Origin of the sequence: Saccharothrix texasensis, from assembly GCF_003752005.1 — a bacterium.
In the GTDB taxonomy this organism is placed as follows: domain Bacteria; phylum Actinomycetota; class Actinomycetes; order Mycobacteriales; family Pseudonocardiaceae; genus Actinosynnema; species Actinosynnema texasense.
Map to the genome: position 1 here is coordinate 7,356,517 of NZ_RJKM01000001.1, position 17,234 is coordinate 7,373,750.

The following is a 17,234-nucleotide window of genomic DNA, read 5'->3' on the forward strand; positions in this document are numbered from 1 at the left end:
GCAACGATAGCTTTGCACCATGGTGGCACCGCGCGAGATCTCCGACGTCGAAGAGCTGCGCACGCTCGCGCACCCGCTGCGCCAACGCATCCTGCGCCACCTCGGGCAGCACGGTCCGGCGACGGCCAGCACCCTCGGCAAGGCGCTGGGCGAGAGCAGCGGCGCCACCAGCTACCACCTCCGGATGTTGGCGAAGCACGCGTTCGTGGAGGAAGTGCCCGAGCGCGCACGCGGCCGTGAACGGTGGTGGCGGGCGCCCGTGCAGGACCTGCGCGGGCCCCGTGCGCCGGAGGACCCGGAAGTGCGGACCCTCGTCGACCAGCTCCGGCAGCTCAAGCTGGCCGCCGACGAGGAGCTGTTCGCCGAGTTCCTGGCCAAGCGGTCGGAGCTGGGCGAGTGGTCGGACGCGCTGCCGTACTCGCGCGGTTCGGTGCGGGTGACGCTGCCCGAGCTGCACGAGTTCTTCGACGAGTACATGGCGCTGCTCAAGCGCTACCAACGACCGGTGGACGAGACACCCGCGGGCGCACGGCACGTCGCCGTGCGCTTCTTCGCGTTCCCCGTCCCCGGCCCCGCGGACCGCCCCTGACCGGAGGGGAACCCGGGCCGTCGAGCTGGCACTCGACGACCCGGGCGGGCGGAAGCCGCAGCACCACGCCGAATCCGGCGTGTTCCTCGTACGTGCGAACCTCCTCGGGAAGGAGAGCACCCGTGCTCCCCGAACGCAACTCGCGACTTCGTCGCGCCCTCGTCCGGCTGCTCGCGGCACTGGCCGTCGGACTGGTCCTCGCGCCGCCCGCGCACGCGGACCCGGCCGGGCTGGTCGAGCGGGACGTCACCTTCACCAGCGGCGACCTGGCGCTGCACGGCACCGTGATCGCCCCGGACACGGCCGGCCGGCACCCGGCCATGGTGATGGTCCACGGCTCCGGGCGGACCTCGCGCGACGGCTACCGCCAGGAGGCGGAGGCGTTCGCCCGGTCCGGCATCGTCACGTTGATCTACGACAAGCGGCCGAAGCGGTCCAAGTCCGACGTCGACTTCGAGCTGCTGGCCGGCGACGCGCTGGCCGCGCTGCGCGCGCTGACGACCCACCCCGGCGTCGACCCGGCCCGGACCGGCCTGTGGGGCGTCAGCGAGGGCGGCTGGGTGGCGCCGCTGGCCGCGGCCGGCTCGCCCGACGTCGCCTTCGTGGTCACGGTCGGCGCACCCGGCGTGGCGCCCGAGCGGCAGCAGTCCTGGAACCTCGCGAACCGGCTCGCCGCCGCCGGCGTGTCCGGCTCCCTGGTCGACACGGTCACCCGCACGACGCTCGGCCTGCTCGTCGGCGCGGGCCTGTTCCCCGAGTCCGGCTACGACCCGGCGCCGGTGCTGGCCCGGCTCACCCAACCGGTGCTCGGCCTGTGGGGTGACCTCGACCGGGTGATCCCCGGCGCGGAGAGCCTGCGCGTGTTCCAGGAATCGCTCGACCGGGCCGGCAACCGCGAGCACACGCTGCGGACGGTGCCCGGCGCCGACCACACGATGCGCCGGTCACCGGACGGGTTCCAGCGCGGCGACGAGATCTCCCCGGACTACCTGGCGCAGGTCGCCGCCTGGGTGACCGCCACCGGACCGCGCGCCGTCGACGTCGGCCCGCCGTCCCGGCAGGAGCGGCAGAGCACGCCGGTCGAGCCCGGGTCGCCGGCGGTGCAGCTCGTCGCGGTCGCGCTGCTGCTGGTGGCGTTCGCCGGGTACGGGCTGAGCGCGGCGGTCCGGCGGCACCGGAGCGCGCCGCCCGTGCGCCGACCGGCGCGCCTGCTCGCCACGACCGGCCTGCTGAGCGTCCTCGGCCTGGTCGGCTACCTCGGCCACCTCGCGTCCGACGGGGCGAAGAGCCTCGGCGCGGTGGTGCTCGGCCGGCCGCTGCCGTGGCTCGCGCTCCAGGCCTTGGCGGTGGCGGTGGTGGTGGCGGCGGTCGTCACGGCGGTGCGGGCGTGGCAGGTCAGGACCGACCTCGCGGCGGGGCGCCGGGTGCGGCTGGGCCTGCTGGTGGCCGGTGGCGTGCTGTTCGTGCCCTGGGCCGTGCACTGGGGTCTGCTGCTGCCGTGACCGTCACCGGCTCAGGGCGGTCTCCCGCGTCACGTGCGACAGCTTCTCCGGGTTGCGCACGAAGTACAGCCCGGTGACGAGACCGCCCTCGAGCCGTGCCGCCACCACGCCGTCCAGCTCGCCGTCGAGCCGCAGCACCAGCGCCGGGCCGCCGTTGACCTGCACGGGTTCGACCGTGGTCCGGGCGCCGACGACGTCCCAGCGGGCGGCCAGGAAGCGGGCCACCTTGTCGGCGCCGACGACGGGCTTGCGCGCGGCCTGCTTGAACCCGCCGGCGTCGCTGAGGACGACCACGTCCGGCGCGAGCACGTCGAGCAGCCCTTGGAGGTCGCCGGTCTCGACCGCCCGCCGGAAGGCCGAGAGCGCGGCCCGCGTCTCGTCCGGCGACGTGGCGCCGCGCGGCCGGCGGTCGGCGACGTGGGCCCTGGCCCGGTGCGCGATCTGGCGCACCGCGGCCGGGGTCTTGTCGACGGCCTCGGCGATCTCGTCGTAGCCGACGGCGAACACGTCGCGCAGCACGAACACGGCCCGCTCGGTCGGCGCGAGCGTCTCCAGCACCAGCAGCACCGCCATCGAGACGCTGTCGGCCAGCTCGACGTCCTCGGCCACGTCCGGTGCGGTCAGCAGCGGCTCGGGCAGCCAGGGGCCGACGTAGGACTCCTTGCGCCTGGCGAGCGAGCGCAGCCGGGTGAGCGCCTGGCGGGTGACGATCCGGACCAGGTACGCCCGCTGGTCGCGCACGGTGCCGAGGTCGACGCCCGTCCACCGCAGCCAGGTCTCCTGCACGACGTCCTCGGCGTCGGCGGCCGAGCCGAGCACCTGGTAGGCCACGGTGAACAGCAGGTTGCGGTGGGCGACGAACGCCTCGGTCGCGGGACGCGTCCGCGCCGTGCCGCCCATCGGGTCGCTCCCGTCTCCGCGTCGCCTGCCCGACGCCGTGTGACGCGCGTCATGGGACCGGCCTGTCACAGGGCTCGGCACGCCGGCGTCTCGTGGTCGACAAGCCACTCGACCAGGAGGGACACCGTGGACCTCGCACTGTGGATCATCACGGGCGTGCTCGCCGCCGCCTACTTCTTCGGCGGCGCCGGCAAGCTCGTCCTGCCCAAGCAGAAGATAGCCGCCGCCGGTCCCAGCGCGGCGTGGACCGAGGACTGGAGCGCGGGCGCCATCAAGGCGATCGGCGCGCTGGAGGTGCTGGGCGCGGTGGGCCTGGTCCTGCCCGCGGTGCTGGGCATCGCGCCGGCGCTGGTGCCGGTGGCCGCCACCGGCCTGGTGGTCGTCATGGTGGGCGCGACGGCAGTCCGCGTCCGACGCCGGGAGTCCAAGCTGGCCGTGGTGGACCTGGTCTACCTGGCCCTGCTGGTCTTCGTGGTGTGGGGCCGCCTCGTCGCCGTGCCCTTCACCGGCTGACTGGGCGGGGTCCTTCACCCGGGTCACCAGCTGGGTCGGGTTGACGAACCGCAGGGCGATCACCAGGAGGACGAGCATGGACGCGGTGTAGACGACGGCCATCGCGTCCACCGCCTGCTGCGCCCGGATGCCTGCGGCGGACACCGAGTAGAACAGCGACACCACCAGCGTCTGGCTGTCCGGGCCGGCGGTGGGGAACGTCAGCTCGAACATGCCCACGGTCCGCACCAGCACCAGGATCGACGCGGCCAGGATGCCCGGCAGCAGCAACGGCGCCAGGACCCGCAGGAACACCGCGGACGTGCGCGCGCCGCACATGCGGGCGGCGGCCTCCAGCCTGGTGTCGATCTGCTCGATGAACGGCGTCATGGTCAGCACCACGAACGGCACGGACGGCACCAGGTTCGCCACGACCACACCGGTCGCGCTCCCGGCCAGGTGGAACTTGTAGAGCACGGTCGCCAGCGGGATGCCGTACGTCATCGGCGGCATCAGGATCGGCAGCAGGAACAGCAGGCCCAGCAGCTTCTCGCCGGGGAAGTCCCGCCGGGCCGGCGCGTACGCGGCGGGCACGCCGATCAGCACCGAGACCACGGCCACCGACACCTGCGCCGTCACCACGAGCACGTCGAACAGGCCGTACTCGCGCCACGCCTCGGCGTACCAGGCCGTGGTGAACCCGGCCGGCCACCACGTGCCGAACCACCGCACGCTGAACGAGTTCACGAGCACAGGCGGAGCCGCGACATCGGGCGCATTCGCTCCCCTTCACCACCTGAGAGGACCACTGGACGACCACCACTGGACGCTGTTCGGGAAAGCCCTTACCGTTTGGGGTGACACCGACGACGACCACACGCGACCGGCTCGGGGGTCGACAGTTGCGCAAGTTCCGCGGACGCAGACCCTGATCGCCCGCCGGCCCGTCCTCGTCGCCCGCCGCCTCGTCCCGCCGCCACCCCACCGCCGCACCAATCCCCTGCCTGGCGGGGGAGTCGTCAACGACTGTGGAGGCATCTGTGGCACCCCGTACCAGGAGCGCCTGGCCGACCTCGCTCGGCGCGCTCGCCACCGCGCTCGCCGTGGTGGCGTCCGCCCTGGTGTCCGCCGCGCCCGCGAGCGCGGCTCCCGTCCTGCTGTCCCAAGGAAAACCGGCCACCGCGTCCACATCGGGAGGTTCGGGTCTCGCGCCCGCGCTGGCGGTGGACGGCAACCCGGCCACCCGCTGGGCCAGCCAGGGCGGTCTCGACCCGTCGTGGTTCCAGGTCGACCTCGGGGCCGCGGCGACGATCACGAGGGTCCGGCTCCAGTGGGACCTCTCGTGCGCCCGCGCCTACCGGATCGAGACGTCGTCCGACGCGAGCACGTGGACCAGCGTCTTCGCCACCGCGAACGGCGCCGGCGGCGTGGAGGACCTGGTGGTGGCCGGGAACGGCCGCTACGTGCGCATGCACGGCACCACGCGCTGCCGCACCGCGCCCTACAACAGCTACTCGTTGCAGGAGTTCCAGGTGTTCGGCGAGACCGGGCGGGTCGACACCGCGCCGCCGTCGCCGCCCACGAACCTGCGCTCGGCCAACGTCACGCCCACCTCGGTCGACCTGGCCTGGGACCCGGCGACCGACGACGTCGGCGTGACGTCCTACGAGGTCTACCAGCGAGGCCAGTTCGTCAAGTCCGTCACCGGCACGTCGACCACGGTCACCGGTCTGAGCCCCAACGGCTCCTACGTCTACTACGTCAACGCCAAGGACGCCGCCGGCAACATCTCCCAGGCGGGCGACAACCTCGCGGTGACCACCCCGCCCGCGCAGGCCGACACCGAGCGGCCGACCACGCCGACCGGGTTGCGCGTCACCGGCGTCACGGCGAACTCCGTGTCACTGGCGTGGAACCCGGCCACCGACAACATCGGCGTGACCCGCTACGAGGTCCTCTCCGGCGGCGCGCCGGTGGGCGAGACCACGGGCACGTCGGCCACCATCGGCGGACGCCGCCCGAACACCTCGTACCTGATGAACGTGCGGGCCTACGACGCGGTCGGCAACGTGTCCGACTGGAGCGGCGCGATCACCGCCACCACGTCCTCCGGCGGCGACCAGGTCGGCGCGGTGACGCAGCTCGCCACGGACAACGACGTGCCGTGGGGCCTGGACTTCCTGCCCGACGGGTCGGGCGTCTACTCCCGGCGCGACGCGTTCGACATCGTCAAGCTGTCGCCGTCCGGGGTGAAGACGACCCTGGGCACGGTGCCGAACGTCGTCACGACGAGCGGCGAAGGCGGGCTGCTGGGCATCGAGGTGTCGCCGACCTTCGCGACCGACAACTACCTGTACATCTACCACACGGCCGCGAACGACAACCGGATCGTGCGGATGAAGGTGCAGAACAACGCGCTGGTGCAGTCGTCGTTGCAGGTGCTGCTCACCGGCATCCCCCGCAACCGCTACCACAACGGCGGCCGGCTGCGGTTCGGCCCGGACGGCAAGCTGTACGCGGGCACCGGCGACGGCCAGAACGGGAACTGGGCACAGGACCTGTCGAACCTGGGCGGCAAGGTGTTGCGGCTCAACGCCGACGGCTCCGCGCCGACCGACAACCCGTTCTACGGCAACGGCGGCAACGCCCGGTACGTGTGGACCTACGGGCACCGCAACGTGCAGGGCCTGGCGTTCGACGGCCAGGGCAGGCTGTGGCAGGCCGAGCTGGGCAACACGATCATGGACGAGCTGAACCTGTCCGAGCGCGGCGGCAACTACGGCTGGCCCTCGTGCGAGGGCACGTCCGGCAGCTGCGCCGGGTACATCGCGCCGAAGCGGACGTGGAGCACGGCCAACGCCTCGCCCAGCGGCATCACCATCGTCAACAACGCCCTGTACGTCGCCACGCTGCGCGGCAGCAGGCTCTACCGGCTGGTCATCAGCGGCACCTCGGTCGGCTCGGAGACGACCCACTTCCAGGGCACGTACGGCCGGCTGCGCACGGTCGAGCCCGCGCCGGACGGCAGCCTGTGGCTGACCACCAGCGACGACCGGGACAGCACGCCGAACAACTCGAACTCCCGGATCCTGAGGGTGCAGCTGAACTGATCGGCCGCGGTCGAGGCGAACGCTCGCGAGGCGGGTGTCGGAGCCGATCCGCGAACGGTTGAACCGAACGCGCCGCGGGTGCGTGTGAGGGGTGCGCCAGCCGTCAGCAGAGGAAGGCACCCGCCGATGAACACCACCCGCCGCCGCACCCGCCCCGCCAGCCCGCCCCGCCGCAACCCGTCCCCGCTCGGGACACGTCCGAGCACGAGCTGAACGAGGAGAGATGCCCGATCCGATCCTCGAACGCGCGTTGCGCCAGGTCCGCGCCGAGAAGGCGCGCGACCGCAGGCGTCGCGGCGTCGCGGTCGCGGCGGTGTGCGCCGCGCTCGCCGTCGCGGTGCTGGCCGGGGGCGTCCACCTCGGCCGGCGCAGCGTGCCCGGGGAACGGGTGCTGGTCGCCACCACGGCCGACGGCGTGCGGATCACCACGACGGTGACGCCCGCCGACGGCTGGGTGCGGCTGCGCGCGGTGGTGGACGGCGTCGCCGCGGGGGAGCGGTGCCGGCTCGTGGTCACCGACGTGCGCGGCCGGCGTTACACGGCGGGCGGCTGGGTCGCCTCCCGGCTCGGCGACACCGCCCTGGCGGGCGCCGCCGTGGTGGACCCGGACGACCTCGCCACCGTCGACGTGGTCACGGAGGACGGTCGCGTCCTGGTCACCTCCGAGTAGCCGGCCCGCCGACCGCCCGGGCGGTCGGCGGGCGTTCACCCGGCGCTGTCCGAATAAGCTGTCGGACGTGAGGTGGTCGCCCCTGCTGCTGGTGCTCGTGCTGGCGACGGGCTGCGCCGACGGCCGCACCGCGGCCATCGACGAGGTGCCGGTGGCGGTCGAGTCCGTCGCCACCACCCCGGACGCGTCGACCGGCACGTTCCGCGTCGACTGCGGGCGCAACGAACCGCGCCACCTCAACGCCGACAACATGGTCATCGCGCCGGGTCAGCCGGCCGGGGCGCACCACACCCACGAGTACGTCGGCAACCTGAGCACGCACGCGGGCTCCACCGACGACTCGCTCGCCGCCGCCGCGACCACCTGCCCGGCGCAGGACCGGTCCACCTACTACTGGCCGGTGCTGCGGCTGACCGACCGGACCGGGCACGACGCGCACGCGCCCGGCGGCGGCCCGCACGGCAACACCGGCGAGGTGCTGCCACCGGCCAGGGTGGAGATCACGTTCACCGGCAGCCCGGTCAGCCAGGTCGTGCCGATGCCGGGGTTCCTGCGCATGATCACCGGTGACCCGGCGGCGCTGACCAGCGGCCGCGGCCGGGCCCGGTGGAGCTGCGCCGGGTTCGAGGACCGGCACACCGACCGCTACCCGCAGTGCCCGCCGGGCCGGGAGGTGCTGCGCACGTTCGACTTCCCGAGCTGCTGGGACGGCCGCAACACCGACAGCCCGAGCCACCGGGCGCACGCCGAGTTCCCCGGCTCGAACGGGGTGTGCCGGCCGGGCACCTTCCCGGTGCCGAAGCTGCGCGTGCGGGTCGCCTACGCCGTGCCGGCCGGGCGGCCGTTCGCCGTCGACAGCTTCCCCGAGCAGGGGCGCGACCCGCGCACCGACCACGCGATGTTCGTCAACGCCATGCCGGCCGGGCTGATGGAGCGCGTCGCGACCTGCCTCAACACCGGCGAGACCTGTTCCTGACGGACTCCTCCCCGCCCGCGGTGAACCGAACCCGCCCGCCGTGCGTGTCGGGGGCGGGAGTTGACGAGAGGAGTGGGTGGATGGCGGCTCTGTGGTCCCGGAAACGGGAGGCCGCGGCCGACGAGGCACTGATCCGATCCCTCTACGAGGAGCACGGTCGGGCGCTGCTCGCGTACGCGACGCGGTTGACCGGCGATCGGGCGGCGGCCGAGGACGTCGTCCAGGAAACCCTCGTGCGCGCTTGGCGGCACCCGGACGCCCTGGTGAACGGCAAGGGCTCGGTCCGGGGTTGGCTGCTCACGGTGGCGCGCAACATCGTCACGGACCGCTTCAGGGCGAAGGCGGCCCGGCCGCGGGAGGTGGCCGAGACGCCGGCGTCGGTCCCGCCGGTGCAGCACGACCACGCGGACTCGGTGGTGGACTCGATGGTGGTGCTCGCAGCCCTGGACCGGCTGTCGCCGGATCACCGCGACGTGCTCATGGAGATCTACTTCCGCGGCCGGAGCGTGACGGAGGCGGCCGAGGCGTTAGGGGTGCCGCCGGGCACGGTGAAGTCGAGATCCCACTACGCGCTGCGGGCGTTGAGAGAGACGTTCGTCGGGCAGCAGGTCGCGCTGAAGGGGGTGGCCGGATGACCGCGGACCACGATCCGCAACTGCTCGGCGCATACGTGCTGGGCGCGCTCGACGAGCGGGAGGCGCGTGCCGTGGAGGACCACGTGGCGTCCTGCCCGGGGTGCGCCGCCGAGCTGGCCGAGCTGCGGGCGGTGGAGGAGGCCATGGGCGACGTGCCGCCCGAGGCGTTGCTCGACGGCCCGCCCGAGGGCGGCGACCTGCTGTTGCGCCGCGCGCTGCGGCAGGTGCGGTCCGAGCGCGGCGATCGGCTGCGCCGCCGCCGGGTCGGTCTGGGCCTGGTCGCGGCGGCCGTCGCCGCGGTCGTGCTCGGCGGTGGTTTCGCCGTCGGCCGGAGCACCGCGCCCGACGTGGGCGCCGTCCAGCAGACGACGACCGTGCCCGCGCCGCCCGCCGGCACCAAGGTCGGGTCGGCCACCGACCCGGACACCGGCGCGCGGATGACCGTGCAGGTCAGGCCGGCCGCGGGGTGGGTGCGGGTGAACGCGTCCGTCGCCGGCGTCGAGCGGGACGAGAAGTGCAGGCTGTTCGTCGTGGCGAAGGACGGCCGGCGGGCGGAGGCGGGCAGCTGGCTCGTCTCGGCGGCCGGTGAGAAGGACGGCACCAACCTCGACGGCTCGGCCCTCATCGCGCCGGAGGACGTCGCGGCGATCGAGGTGCGCAACTTCGACGACGAGCGGATCGTCGTGGTGCCGGTGTAGCGAGGGGTCGGCAGGGCCCCGTGCGCGGGTCGCGCACGGGGCCCTGCCGTGGGGCTGGGTCAGGGTTTGAGCACGACCTTGCCCACGGTGGCGCGGCTCTCCAGCGCGGTGTGCGCCTCGGCGGCCTCGCTGAGCGGGAACGTCGTCGTCAACGGGATGAGGCGGCCCTCGGTCAGCGCGCGCATCGACAGCTCCTCGAGCCCGCGCAGGCTCGTGCCCTTCATCATCCGCGGCCCGACGACGACCGACGCGGTGATGCCGAGGCGGTAGAGGTCGGACGTGTCGATCGCGGTGGGCTCGCCCGCGGACCAGCCGAACAGCAGGATCCGGCCGCCGACGCCGAGCAGTTCGAGGGACCTGCGGCCCGCTTCGCCGCCGACGCCGTCGAGCACGGCGGTGACCCGGCCGATGCCCTCGTCCCAGCCCGGCCGGGTGTAGTCGGCCACCACGTCCGCGCCGAGTCGGCGGACCAGGTCCAGCTTGGCGGTGCTCGCCACGCCGACCACCTCGGCGCCGATCGCCTTGGCCTCCTGCACGAACAACGAGCCCAGCCCGCCGGCGGCCGCGGTCACGAGGACCACGTCGTCGGGCGTGAGCTCGGCGACGCGCAGCACGCCGACGGCGGTGCGGCCGGTGCCGATCATGGCCACGGCCGCGTCGTCGGACACGTGGTCGGGCAGCTCGTGCAGCGAAGCGGCGTTCGCCACGGCCTGCTCCGCGTACCCGCCGCTCGCCTGCCCGAGGTGGGCGACGACCCGCTTGCCCAGCCAGTGCGGCTCGACCCCGCCACCCAGCGCGGTGACGACCCCCGCGACCTCCCGACCCGGCGTCATCGGCAGCGAGGGCAACGGGAACGGCCCGCCGTGCTCGCCGCGGCGGATCGACGTGTCGAGCAGGTGCACCCCGGCCGCGGACACCGCGATCCGCACCTGCCCGGCGCCCGGCTCCGGGTCCTGGGCCCGCTCGTAGCGCAGGTTCTCGGCCGGACCGAACTCGTGCTGAACGATGGCGTGCATCTCGTGATCCCCCTCCGGAAGTCCTGCCCGCCACGCTAGGAGCTCGAGTTAAGTCGAGGTCAAGCGATCATGGCGCGGCCGGGCCGGAAGGGAGGTTCGGCCAATTAGCGAACGTCGTAATTGCTTTGACGAGAGACGTCTGTTCGGAGATAGTCGTACCGACACCGCGGTGGTGTTCGACGAACCACAAAGGGGACCTTCGTGAACAGCAGGGAGACCGAGTGGAACGGCTCCGCGACGTGTACGTCCGGTGACCGGGGCCAGCGCTCCTGACCTGCCCGTACGTCGAATCCGACGATACGGTGCGTGATTATTCGGAAATCGTATCGGCCTATTGGCCGCAATGATCGGCGCGCATTCGGCGTGGCCACGGCGGCCCGACCTTCATGGGGTGGGTCGGGGCGGATAAACCCCGGCACGGCGGGGTGCGTGACTCCTGTCGGGAAAGGGGGGACGGGTTCGTGCGCCCGTCCCCCGCCGCCAGTCGGCCCGAGGTCGGTGGCCGGGCTGTTTGCGGTTCGGACCGGACGGGTAGTCGGTGGGCGTCCGGAGCCCGGTCAGACGGGCTCGTGGTCCTCAGTTGGAGGGCGAGATGACCCACCACTCGACGGTCGGTCGCGTCAAGGTCGCGGGCCTGCAACCCGCCCAGGTGCTGGCAGGCCTGGTCGGCCTGGTCTTCCTCGCCTTGGGTGTGCTGGGCTTCGTGCGCACCGGGTTCGGCGACTTCGCGGGCGACCAGCACGCGATGCTGCTCGGGTTCACGTTGAACCCGCTGCACAACGTCGTCCACCTGGCGTTCGGTGTGCTCGGCCTGCTCATGGCGAGCACGTCCGGCCTGGCCCGACTGTACGGCTGGCTCCTGTTCATCGGCTACGGCGCTGTGTTGCTGTGGGGCTTGGCGCTGGCCGGGGTGTTCTCCAACAACCCCGTGTCCGGCCTCGGCAACCCGCTGGCGCTCAACGTCAACGACAACTGGCTGCACCTCGGCCTCGCCGCCGTCGGTCTGCTGATCGCGGTGCTGCCGGCGCGGCGCAAGATCGTGACCGAGCCCCCGATCGACGCCGTCGGTCCGGAGGAGACGGTCGTGGACCGGACGGCTGCCGACCGGTCGTTCGGGGATCGGCGCGAGGAGCAGGCGCGGTACGAGCCGGAAGCGAGCATTCGCGACCCCAAGGCCGACCCGGTGACGCAGGAGATGCCCACGCAGCGCGTCGACGACGCGCGGCACGGCGTGCGCCGCGACGAGCGGATCGAATCGATGGACCCGACCATGAGCCCGCGGCCGGTCCAGCCGATCGACCCGGCCATCGCGGAGCAGCACAAGTCCCGGTTCAGCCGGTGATGTCGAAGCTCTGACCTCGAAGTTCCGACGTCGAAGTTCCGACGTCGCAGTGCTGGCGGAAGAGTCGCGAACGGTGCACGGTCCCGGGTGGACCGTGCACCGTCGTGCGTTGTGGACCGCCGCGGTGAAGCCCGTCGACGGGTCAGGCGGCGGAGTCCAGGCGGTCCGCCTGGACGTCGTCGAGCTTGATCTCCAGCGCCCCCAGGCTCTCGTCGATCTGCGCGACCGACGTGGCGCCCACGAGGGGGATGATGTCCTGGCGCATCAGCCACGCGAGCACGACCTGGTTGACGGTGGCGCCGAGTTCCGCCGCGACCTCGTGAAGCACCTTCAGCCGTCTGGTGGTGCCGGGGTGGTCGTACGCCTCGCCGAGGGGCTTGTCCCGGTACCTGCCGGAGAGCAGCGCCGAGTACGCCACCAGCGTCACGTCACCCTCGGTCGCCGCGTAGTCGAGCAGCTCGTCGGTCATGTGCACGTGACCGCTCTCGGGCAGCTTCGCGCCCGGCCGGGGGCGCAGGTAGCTGTAGCGCTGCTGAACGGCGGTGTAGAGCGGCCAGCCGTTGGCCCGTGACACCGATCGAGCCCGCTCGAACCGCCACGTGGCGTGGTTGCAGGCGCCGATCTCGCGCACCGCCCCGGCCTCGACGAGGGACGCGAACCCGCCGAGCGTGTCCTCCAGCGTGACGCTGCGGTCCTCGACGTGGCTGTAGTAGAGGTCGACGTGGTCGGTGCCCAACCGCGCCAGGCTCGCGGCGGCGGCGGCGCGGACGGTGTCGCCGGCCAGGCCCTCGGCGTTCTCCAGACCGGTGCCGGGAGTCCGCGGACGGGCACCCGCCTTGGTGGCCAGGACGATGTCGTCGCGGTTGCCCCGGGCGGCCAGCCAGCGGCCGACCACCTGCTCGCTCTCGTCGCCCGTGCCGCCGTCCCAGAACACGTAGTTGTCGGCCGTGTCCACGAACGTGCCGCCCGCCTCGGCGAAGCGGTCCATGATCGCGAACGAGGTCTCCTGGTCCACCCACGTGCCGAACGGCAGCGTGCCCAGCGCCAGGGCGCTGACCTCCAGTGAACCGATGCGCCGTCGTCTCATGGAGGTCAGCCTGGGTCCTGGAGCGCGGTCCAGGTCAAGTGGCATGCTGGTGGCGATGTCGACTCTGACGAAGTGGGCCCCGGCCGTGCTGGCGCTGGTCCTGGTGGCCAGTCCCGGTGTGTGGCGGTACAGCAGGCACGTCATCACCATCGCGCACGAGGCGGGGCACGCCCTCGTCGCGCTGCTCACCGGCCGGCGGCTGGAGGGCATCAAGCTGAACTCGGACACGTCCGGGGTCACCGTGTCGCGCGGCAGGCCGACCGGTTTCGCGGTCGTGCTGATGTACTTCGCGGGGTACGTGACGCCGTCGTTGCTCGGACTGGGCGCGGCGGTGCTGGTGACGTCCGACCAGGTCCGGCCGTTGCTGTGGGCGACGGTGGGGCTGCTCGTCGGCATGCTGGTCATGATCCGCAACGCGTTCGGCGTGCTGTCGGTGGTGGTGACCGGGGCGATCATGTTCGCCGTGTCCTGGTACGCGACGGCGGAGTGGCAGGCGGCGTTCGCGCTGTTCGTGACGTGGTTCCTGCTGCTGGGCGGGGTGCGGCCGGTGGGGGAGTTGCAGCGTCGGCGGACGCGGGGACTGGCGCGGCAGTCCGACGCCGATCAGCTGGCCCGGATCACGCGGGTGCCGGGGTTGGTGTGGGTGCTGCTGTTTGTCGTGGTGACGGTGGGGACGTTGGTGGTGGGTGGCCGGTTGTTGCTGCCGTTGTGAGGGCGAGAGGCGGTCGGGTGGTGGCGGGTACGTGGTGGTGAGGGCCGAGTAGGGCGGTGAGGGGCGGGTACTCCTTTGTTTTCCGGGGAGGACGCCATGGCCGACACCGTTGCCGACTTCGTGCTGCGCCGCCTGCGTGACTGGGGTGTCGAGCACGTGTTCGCCTACCCGGGTGATGGCATCAACGGGCTGGTCTCGGCCTTCGGGCGCAGCGGGGACCGGCCCCGGTTCATCCAGTCGCGGCACGAGGAGATGTCCGCCTTGGCGGCCGTGGGGTACGCGAAGTTCGGCGGGCGGGTCGGGGTGTGCATGGCGACGTCCGGGCCGGGGGCGATCCACCTGCTCAACGGGCTGTACGACGCCAAGCTGGACCACGTGCCGGTGGTGGCGATCGTCGGGCAGACGGCGCGCACCGCGATCGGCGGCAGCTACCAGCAGGAAGTGGACCTGCACTCGTTGTTCAAGGACGTCGCGTCCGAGTACCTGGTCGACGTGACCGTGCCGGAGCAGTTGCCCAACGCGCTGGACCGGGCCATCCGGACCGCCGAGGCGCAGCGGGCACCCACCGCGTTGATCATTCCGGCCGACGTGCAGGAACTCGCGTACTCGCCGCCCGAGCACGCGTTCAAGCACGTGCCGTCGAGCGCTCCCAGCCGGGGGTGGTCGACGGCGGTGCCCTCCTCGGACGACGTCGAGCGGGCGGTGGAGGTGTTGAACGCCGGGAAGCGCGTGGCGGTGCTCGTGGGGCAGGGCGCGCGCGGGGCCGGTGACGAGGTGCGCCAGGTGGCCGAGGTGCTGGGCGCGGGGGTGGCGAAGGCGTTGTTGGGCAAGGACGTGCTGCCCGACGACGAGCCGTGGGTGACCGGGTCGATCGGGTTGCTGGGCACGAAGCCCAGCTACGAGCTGATGCGGGACTGCGACACGTTGCTGATCGTCGGGTCGAGCTTCCCGTACTCGCAGTTCCTGCCGGAGTTCGGCAAGGCGCGGGCGGTGCAGGTGGACGTCGACGGGCGGTTCATCGGGATGCGCTACCCGACCGAGGTGAACCTCGTCGGTGACGCGGGGGCGTCGTTGCGGGCGATGCTCCCGTTGCTGCGCCGCCAGGAGGACCGGTCCTGGCGGGAGACCGTCGAGGCCAACGTGGCCGAGTGGTGGGGGACGCTGCGGCGGCAGTCCTTCGTGGACGCGGAGCCGGTGAACCCCATGCGGATCATGTGGGAGCTGTCGCCCCGGTTGCCCGAGGACGCGATCGTGACCGCCGACTCGGGGTCCGCGGCCAACTGGTACGCCCGGCTGGTGCGGTTGCGCGGGCGGATGAGGGGGTCGTTGTCGGGCACGTTGGCGACCATGGGCGCGGGGGTGCCGTACGCGATCGGCGCGAAGTTCGCCCACCCGGAACGGCCGGCGGTGGCGCTGGTCGGCGACGGCGCGATGCAGATGAACGGGTTGGCCGAGCTGATCACCGTCGCCCGCTACTACGAGGAGTGGTCGGACCCGAGGTGCGTGGTGTGCGTCCTGCACAACAACGACCTCAACCAGGTGACGTGGGAGCTGCGGGCGATGGGTGGCGCGCCGAAGTTCGAGGAGTCGCAGGTGCTGCCCGACGTCGACTACGCGGCGTTCGCGCGGTCCGTCGGGTTGGGCGGCGTGGCGGTGTCCGACCCGGCCGACCTGGGCCCGGCGTGGGAGGAGGCGCTGACCGCCGACCGTCCCGTGGTGCTGGACGTGCGGTGCGACCCGAACGTGCCGCCGATCCCGCCGCACACGACGTTCGAGCAGGCCAAGGCGACCGCCGAGGCGATGCTCCGGGGCGACCCGGACGCGTGGGACGTGGTCAGGCGCGGGGTGGCGACCAAGGTTCAGGAATTCCTGCGCGGGTAACCGGGGACCATGGTCAGCATCGGTTACTTCCTCTCCAGCGAGGAGCACGGACCGCGTGAGCTGGTGAGGCAGGCGCGGTGGGCGGAGCAGGCGGGGTTCGACAGGTTGTGGATCTCCGACCACTACCACCCGTGGAACCGCGAGCAGGGCAACAGCCCGTTCGTGTGGTCCGTCATCGGGGCGCTGTCGGAGGTCACGTCCCTGCCCATCACGACCGCGGTCACCTGCCCGACGGTGAGGATTCACCCGGCGGTGGTGGCCCAAGCCGCGGCCACGGCCGCCGTGCAGTGCCAGGGCGGGTTCACCCTCGGGGTGGGCACCGGCGAGGCGTTGAACGAGCACATCTTCGGCGACCCCTGGCCGTCCGCGCCGGAACGGCTGGAAATGCTGGAAGAAGCCGTCGAGGTGATGCGGGCGCTGTGGACCGGCGACGAGGTCAGCCACCGCGGCGAGCACTACACGGTCGAGAACGCCCGGCTCTACACGGTGCCGTCGTCACCCGTTCCCGTGTACGTGTCGGCGTTCGGGCCGAAAGCGGCGGAAGTGGCCGGGCGCATCGGCGACGGCCTGTGCTCCACGATGCCGGACCCGTCGCTGCTGGAGAAGTTCCGCGCCGCCGGCGGCGCGGGCAAACCGACCCAGGGCGGGTTCAAGGTGTGCCACGCGCCGTCCGCCGAGGCGGCCGTGAAGACGGCCCACCGGCTGTGGGCCAACGAGCAGCTGCCCGGCGAACTGGCCCAGGTCCTGCCGACGCCGCGCCACTTCGAGCAGGCGTCGACGCTGGTCACCGAGGACATGATGGCCTCCGCCCTGCCCGTCGGGCCCGACCCGGGCCCGTACCTGGACCGCGTCCGCGAGTTCGCCGACGCGGGCTACGACGAGGTGTACGTCAGTCAGATCGGCCCGGACCAGGAGCAGTTCTTCTCCTTCTGGGCCGAGTCCGTGGCGCCCGAGCTGGACGGCGCCGCCACCGCGCCGGGAGGAGTGCGATGACCGACCCCAACGAACGCCCGCTGGACGAGATCGAGCAGCTGGACGAGGACGAGCTGGGCGTCGACCCGCTGGAGCGCGGCATCGAGCCGCCCGAGCACTGGAGCGGCGCGGACCGCCACGGCACCACGCCGCGCGAGCAGCGCGAGGGCGAGACCCTCGACCAGCGGCTCGCGCAGGAAGAACCGGAGTAATCCACCTGCTTCGGTAATCCATCCGATTGAGGCGCACCACGTTTGCCACCGGGGGACCAGCGGGTAAGCCGTGATCAAGCACCGTGACACCGCAAGGGGGTTCATCCGATGACCAGCACCGCGCGCCTGCCCAAGCCCGTCACCGATGTCTGGGACTGGCAGAAGGAAGGGTTGTGCCGAGGCCGTGACAGCGCGGTCTTCTTCCACCCGGACAACGAGCGCGGCTCGGCCCGGGCCGCCCGCGAGGACAAGGCCAAGCAGCTCTGCGCCCGCTGCCCCGTCGTGGACCCGTGCCGCGAGCACGCGCTCGCCGTGCAGGAGCCCTACGGCGTGTGGGGCGGCATGGGCGAGGACGAGAGGCGGCGCGTCATCGCCAACCGCCGCCGTTCCGCCGCCTGATCAGCGCTGTTCGGGCCCGCCCTCAACCCCCCGGTCCCCCC

General features: G+C 72.6%; 17 protein-coding genes and 1 pseudogene. 14 read left to right on the forward strand and 4 right to left on the reverse strand.

The features are described 5' to 3' along the window. Positions 1–19: 19 nt before the first annotated feature. Both EDD40_RS33020 and EDD40_RS33025 read left to right on the forward strand, forming a co-directional pair. Complete coding sequence (locus EDD40_RS33020; protein ID WP_123746393.1) at positions 20–589, forward strand: ArsR/SmtB family transcription factor; 570 nt, start codon at positions 20–22, stop codon at positions 587–589. 122 nt (positions 590–711) lie between these two features. Then, positions 712–2,091 (forward strand): alpha/beta hydrolase family protein, encoded by a 1,380-nt coding sequence (locus EDD40_RS33025; protein WP_246037993.1) that lies wholly within the window; start codon positions 712–714, stop codon positions 2,089–2,091. 3 nt (positions 2,092–2,094) lie between these two features. Here EDD40_RS33025 and EDD40_RS33030 read toward each other — a convergent pair whose 3' ends face one another. Continuing rightward, on the reverse strand, positions 2,095–2,991 hold the full coding sequence (locus EDD40_RS33030) for an RNA polymerase sigma-70 factor (protein WP_123748464.1): 897 nt from the start codon (positions 2,989–2,991) through the stop codon (positions 2,095–2,097). 51 nt (positions 2,992–3,042) lie between these two features. On the opposite strand from EDD40_RS33030, the gene EDD40_RS33035 reads away from it, so the two are divergent. Beyond that, the gene (locus EDD40_RS33035; protein WP_246038372.1) at positions 3,043–3,504 is read left to right on the forward strand and encodes a DoxX family protein; all 462 of its coding nucleotides are present in this window, start codon (positions 3,043–3,045) and stop codon (positions 3,502–3,504) included. Between the two features lie 57 nt (positions 3,505–3,561). Here EDD40_RS33035 and EDD40_RS43845 read toward each other — a convergent pair. After that, positions 3,562–4,236 (reverse strand): annotated as a pseudogene (locus EDD40_RS43845) (ABC transporter permease); the annotation flags it as partial. A gap of 287 nt (positions 4,237–4,523) precedes the next feature. Here EDD40_RS43845 and EDD40_RS33045 point away from each other — a divergent pair. The 5 genes from EDD40_RS33045 (at position 4,524) to EDD40_RS33065 (ending at position 9,572) form a co-directional block, all read left to right on the forward strand. Next, positions 4,524–6,593: a PQQ-dependent sugar dehydrogenase gene (locus tag EDD40_RS33045; RefSeq protein WP_123746394.1), complete on the forward strand. Its 2,070-nt coding sequence runs from the start codon at positions 4,524–4,526 to the stop codon at positions 6,591–6,593. A gap of 223 nt (positions 6,594–6,816) precedes the next feature. Beyond that, on the forward strand, positions 6,817–7,263 hold the full coding sequence (locus EDD40_RS33050; protein WP_123746395.1) for a hypothetical protein: 447 nt from the start codon (positions 6,817–6,819) through the stop codon (positions 7,261–7,263). 67 nt (positions 7,264–7,330) lie between these two features. After that, a complete protein-coding gene (locus EDD40_RS33055; protein WP_211348280.1) occupies positions 7,331–8,239 on the forward strand; it encodes a DUF1996 domain-containing protein in 909 nt (302 codons plus the stop codon). 80 nt (positions 8,240–8,319) lie between these two features. Next, positions 8,320–8,874: a sigma-70 family RNA polymerase sigma factor gene (locus EDD40_RS33060; RefSeq protein ID WP_123746396.1), complete on the forward strand. Its 555-nt coding sequence runs from the start codon at positions 8,320–8,322 to the stop codon at positions 8,872–8,874. Further along, positions 8,871–9,572 carry an anti-sigma factor family protein gene (locus EDD40_RS33065; protein WP_123746397.1) on the forward strand — a complete coding sequence of 234 codons (702 nt, stop codon included), beginning with the start codon at positions 8,871–8,873 and terminating at the stop codon, positions 9,570–9,572. Before EDD40_RS33060 ends, EDD40_RS33065 begins: the two co-directional genes overlap by 4 nt. 59 nt (positions 9,573–9,631) lie before the next feature. Here EDD40_RS33065 and EDD40_RS33070 read toward each other — a convergent pair whose 3' ends face one another. Further along, positions 9,632–10,588 carry a zinc-binding dehydrogenase gene (locus EDD40_RS33070; protein ID WP_123746398.1) on the reverse strand — a complete coding sequence of 319 codons (957 nt, stop codon included), beginning with the start codon at positions 10,586–10,588 and terminating at the stop codon, positions 9,632–9,634. Positions 10,589–11,180: 592 nt separating this feature from the next. Here EDD40_RS33070 and EDD40_RS33075 point away from each other — a divergent pair. Then, positions 11,181–11,930, forward strand: coding sequence for a DUF4383 domain-containing protein (locus EDD40_RS33075; protein WP_123748467.1), 750 nt, complete (start codon positions 11,181–11,183; stop codon positions 11,928–11,930). A gap of 142 nt (positions 11,931–12,072) precedes the next feature. Here the strand turns inward: EDD40_RS33075 and EDD40_RS33080 are convergent, their stop codons facing one another. Then, the gene (locus EDD40_RS33080) at positions 12,073–13,017 is read right to left on the reverse strand and encodes an aldo/keto reductase (protein ID WP_123746399.1); all 945 of its coding nucleotides are present in this window, start codon (positions 13,015–13,017) and stop codon (positions 12,073–12,075) included. Positions 13,018–13,072: 55 nt separating this feature from the next. Between EDD40_RS33080 and EDD40_RS33085 the strand changes: the two genes are divergently transcribed. The 5 genes from EDD40_RS33085 to EDD40_RS33105 all read left to right on the forward strand — a co-directional run bounded on the left by EDD40_RS33085 (position 13,073) and on the right by EDD40_RS33105 (position 17,193). Beyond that, entirely contained in the window at positions 13,073–13,729 is a 657-nt protein-coding gene (locus EDD40_RS33085; protein WP_123748468.1) for a M50 family metallopeptidase, read from the forward strand. Positions 13,730–13,825: 96 nt separating this feature from the next. Next, entirely contained in the window at positions 13,826–15,610 is a 1,785-nt protein-coding gene (locus EDD40_RS33090; RefSeq protein WP_123746400.1) for a thiamine pyrophosphate-requiring protein, read from the forward strand. A 9-nt stretch (positions 15,611–15,619) separates the two neighbouring features. After that, a complete protein-coding gene (locus EDD40_RS33095) occupies positions 15,620–16,603 on the forward strand; it encodes a TIGR03557 family F420-dependent LLM class oxidoreductase (RefSeq protein WP_123746401.1) in 984 nt (327 codons plus the stop codon). Further along, on the forward strand, positions 16,600–16,794 hold the full coding sequence (locus EDD40_RS33100; RefSeq protein WP_123746402.1) for a hypothetical protein: 195 nt from the start codon (positions 16,600–16,602) through the stop codon (positions 16,792–16,794). The genes EDD40_RS33095 and EDD40_RS33100 overlap by 4 nt, the downstream gene beginning before the upstream one ends. Before the next feature lie 108 nt (positions 16,795–16,902). Then, positions 16,903–17,193, forward strand: a complete 291-nt coding sequence (locus tag EDD40_RS33105) for a WhiB family transcriptional regulator (protein WP_123746403.1) — start codon at positions 16,903–16,905, stop codon at positions 17,191–17,193. Positions 17,194–17,234 lie beyond the last annotated feature (41 nt).